Annotated in this window: 1 protein-coding gene; it reads left to right on the plus strand. The window is 71.7% G+C overall.

Going from position 1 to position 4,312, the window contains the following annotated elements; translation table 11 throughout:
- The coding region (locus tag AC07FT_RS36300) for a type I polyketide synthase (protein WP_479180434.1) at positions 1-4,312 on the plus strand (4,312 nt) is incomplete at both ends.

Below are 4,312 nucleotides of genomic sequence, written 5' to 3' on the forward strand. Positions count from 1 at the left end.
CGGGCCTGGAGGTCGACTGGACCGCCTTCTACGCCAACACCGGTGCTCAGCGCGTCGATCTGCCCGCCTACGCCTTCCAGCGCGAGCGGTACTGGTTGACCCCGGGCACCGCCCCGGGCGATGTCTCGGCCACCGGGCTCATCGCCGTCGACCACCCCGTCCTGGCCGGTCGGGCGCTCATCGGTGATCGCGACGAGTGGCTGTTCACCGGCCGGATCTCCGCCGAGACCCAGCCGTGGACCCGTGACCACGTCGTCATGGGCGCGACCATCGTGCCCGGTGTGGCACTCGTCGAGATGAGCCTGGCCGCCGGGCGCGAGGTCGGCTGCGACGTGCTCGATGAACTCGTCATCGAGGCCCCGTTGGCTCTGGAGGAGACGGCGGCACGCCGGCTCCAGATCCTTGTCGGCCACGCCGACGAGGACGGCCGCCGCGAGTTCGTCATCTTCTCGCGTCCCGAGAACGACGACGCGGACGAGCAGCGCGAGGCGACCTGTCATGGCCGTGGCTGGCTGGGGGCGGACCCGCAGGCCGCGCCCGTCTGGGACGTCGTCTGGCCGCCCCAGGACGCCGAGCCCCTCTCCGCGGAGGCGCTCTACGCGCGCATGGCCGACATCGGCTACGACTACGGCACCCTGTTCCAGGGTGTGGTGGAGGCGTGGCAGGACGACGACGCCGTGTACGTCGACCTGGCCCTGCCGGATGGCACGGACACACAGGGCTTCGGTATCCACCCGGGTCTCTTCGACTCCGCGGTGCAGAGCTCGCTCTTCGGCGAGAAGTCGGACAACACGCTGGTCATGCCGTTCTCGTGGAACGGCGTCCAGCTGAGCCGTACCGGTGTGACCCGGGCCCGTGCCCGGCTGACCCCCGCGGGTGAGGCGGCGTTCCGCATCGACATCGTCGACGAGTACGACGCGCCGGTGCTCACCATGGACAAGCTGGTGTTCCGGCCGGTCGATCAGGCGCAGTTGAAGCGGGCCACCGCGCCACAAGGATCGCTGTACCGGCTGGACTGGACCCCGGTGACTGCCGCCGCCGGCCGGGCCGCGCGGGTCGCGGTGCTCGGCGGACTTCCCGCCGAAGGCGAACCGTTCGAGGATCTGGCCGCCCTGGAACGGGCCGTGGCTGACGGCGAACAGGCGCCCGAGCTGGTGCTCACGAGCGTCGCCGCCGAAGACGCCACGGCGACCGCGGTGGAGGCGCTGGCTCTGGTGCGCACGTGGCTCGCCAGTGAGTCCCTGGGCGGGGCGGCGCTGGTGGTGGTGACCCGGGGCGCGGTGGCGGTCGACGGTGAGGCTCCCTCCGTCGCCCAGGCGGCGGTGTGGGGTCTGCTGCGCAGTGCCCAGTCCGAGCACCCGGGACGGTTCCTGCTGGTCGACCTCGACGCCGACACGGTGGTCGACGGGCTGCCGTGGGGTGGGCTGCCGGATCTGGACGAACCGCAGCTCGCGGTGCGTGGCGGTCGGGTGCTTGCGCCGAGGCTGGCCCGTGCGGCGGCTGGTACGTCCACGATCGCCTTCGACCCGGAGGGCACGGTGGTGGTGACCGGTGGTACGGGTGGTCTGGGTGCGTTGTTCGCCCGTCATCTGGCGGATGTGCATGGTGTGCGTGATCTGTTGTTGCTGAGTCGTCGGGGTCCGGAGGCCGATGGTGCCGCTGCTTTGGTGGCGGAGTTGGAGGGTCTGGGCTGCCGGGCGCAGGTCGTCGCGTGTGATGTGTCCGATCGTGAGCAGTTGGCTGTTGCGCTGGGGTCGGTGGGTCGTCCGGTGACGGGTGTGGTGCACGCGGCCGGTGTGCTGGATGACGGTGTGGTCGAGTCGTTGTCGCCGGAGCAGGTCGAGCGGGTGATGCGGCCGAAGGTGGACGCGGCATGGCATCTGCATGAGCTGACCGCCGGCATGGACCTGTCAGCGTTCGTACTGTTCTCCTCGGTGGCGTCGCTCATGGGCAGCCCTGGGCAGGCCAACTACGCGGCGGCGAATGGTGCGTTGGATGCGTTGGCGGCGTCGCGTCGTGCGGTGGGGTTGCCTGCCACGTCGCTGGCGTGGGGTCTGTGGTCGGAGGCCGCGGGCATGGCCGCCCAGCTGGGCCAGGAAGAACTCGCCCGGCTCGAGCGCATGGGGGCCAAGGCGCTCACGTCCGAGCAGGGTCTCGACCTCTTCGACCAGGCCCTCACCACCGATGTGGCGCTGCTGGCGCCCGTCCAGCTGGACACGGCGGTGCTGCGAGCCCAGGCCCGGGCCGGGGCGATCCCGGCCGTCCTCCGGGGTCTCGCACCCGTGGCCCGGCGTACGGAGGGCGGGGGCTCCCTCGCCCGGCGGCTCGCGGGGGTGCCGGAGGCGGACCGTGAGCGGATCGCCCTGGAGATGGTGCTGACCCAGGTGGCCGAGGTGCTCGGCCATGCCTCGCCCGCCTCCATCGACCCGGGCCGTGCGTTCAACGAGCTCGGCTTCGACTCGCTGAGCGCTGTCGAGCTGCGCAACCGGCTCACTCAGTCCACCGGTGTGCGGCTGCCCGCCACGCTGGTGTTCGACCACCCGTCACCCGTGGCGGTGGCGCGTCTGCTGGTGTCCCAGATAGCGGTCGAGCCGTCGGGCGACCGCCCGCGTACGGCGCGGCCGCGGCGCGTCGACAGCGGCGAGCCCCTGGCCATCATCGGCATGAGCTGCCGCTTCCCCGGCGGGGTGTCCTCGCCGGAGGAGCTGTGGGAGCTGGTGGTCACCGGGCGGGACGGGATGGGCCCCTTCCCGGCAGACCGCGGCTGGGACCTGGAGCGGCTCTACGACCCGGACCCGGACCAGGTCGGCACGGTGTACACACGGGCCGGTGGATTCGTCGACCGCATCGGTGAGTTCGACGCGGACTTCTTCGGGATCAGCCCGCGCGAGGCGCTGGCCACCGATCCGCAGCAGCGGCTGCTGCTGGAGACCTCGTGGGAGGCGTTCGAGGACGCGGGCATCGACCCGACCTCGCTGCGCGGCAGCAACACCGGTGTCTTCTGCGGCACCGTCGCCTCGGGTTACCACGCCACGATGGCTCCCGAACTGGAGGGTTACCACCTCACGGGCACCACGATGAGCGTGGTGTCCGGCCGGATCGCGTACACCCTCGGTCTGGAGGGCCCGGCGGTGTCGGTGGACACCGCGTGTTCCTCCTCCGCCGTCGCTCTGCACCTGGCCTCTCAGGCGCTGCGCGCAGGTGAGTGCGAGACGGCCCTCGTCGGCGGTATCTCTCTCATGGCCACACCCGACCTCCTCATCGGCTTCAGCCGGCAGCGAGGTCTGGCGAGCGACGGGCGCTGCAAGGCGTACGCGGCGTCGGCCGACGGGACCGGCTTCTCCGACGGTGTGGGTGTCGTCGTGGTGGAGCGGCTGTCGGACGCCCGGCGGAAGGGCCGTCGCATCCTCGGTCTGGTCCGGGGCAGCGCGGTGAACCAGGACGGTGCGAGCAACGGTCTGACGGCGCCGAACGGTCCTTCGCAGGAGCGGGTGATCCGCCAGGCTCTGGTCAGCGCGGGGCTCAGCCCCCTGGAGATCGACGCGGTCGAGGGCCACGGCACCGGTACCAAGCTGGGTGACCCGATCGAGGCGCAGGCGCTGCTCGCGACCTACGGGCAGGACCGTGACGGCGACCCGCTGTGGCTGGGGTCGATCAAGTCGAACATCGGTCACACCTCGGCTGCGGCCGGTGTGGCGGGTGTGATCAAGATGGTGATGGCGATGCGGCACGGTGTGCTGCCGCCGACGCTGCACGTGGATGAGCCGTCGCCGCATGTGGACTGGGAGTCCGGCAGCGTCGAGCTGCTGACCGAGGCCAGGGACTGGCGCGTCGAGGGCCGTCCGCGCCGCGCCGGAATCTCGTCGTTCGGTGTGAGCGGCACCAATGCGCACATCATCGTCGAGGAGGCACCCGCTGAGGAGCCGGTGACCGACGAGCGCACCGCGCCCGGGACCCCGCTGCCGGTCGTGGTCTCCGCGCGCACCGATGCCGCGCTGCGCGCCCAGGCCCAGCGGCTGCGGGAGCGTGTGGCCGCTGACCCGGACCTGTCCGTGGCGGACGTCGGCTTCTCCTCCGCCACCACGCGCGCGCTGCTGGAGCGACGGGCGACCGTGGTGGCCTCCGACCGTGACGAACTGCTGGCGGGTCTTGAGGCGCTGGCCTCGGCGGATCCTGCGGTCAACGTCGTGGACGGCCAGCTCATCGCCTCGGGTGCCAAGCCGGTGTTCGTGTTCCCGGGTCAGGGTGCGCAGTGGGAGGGGATGGCGGTCGGTCTGCTGGACTCCTCGCCGGTGTTCGCGGCGGAGATAGC

It is taken from the genome of Streptomyces sp. NPDC045899, assembly GCF_056431485.1.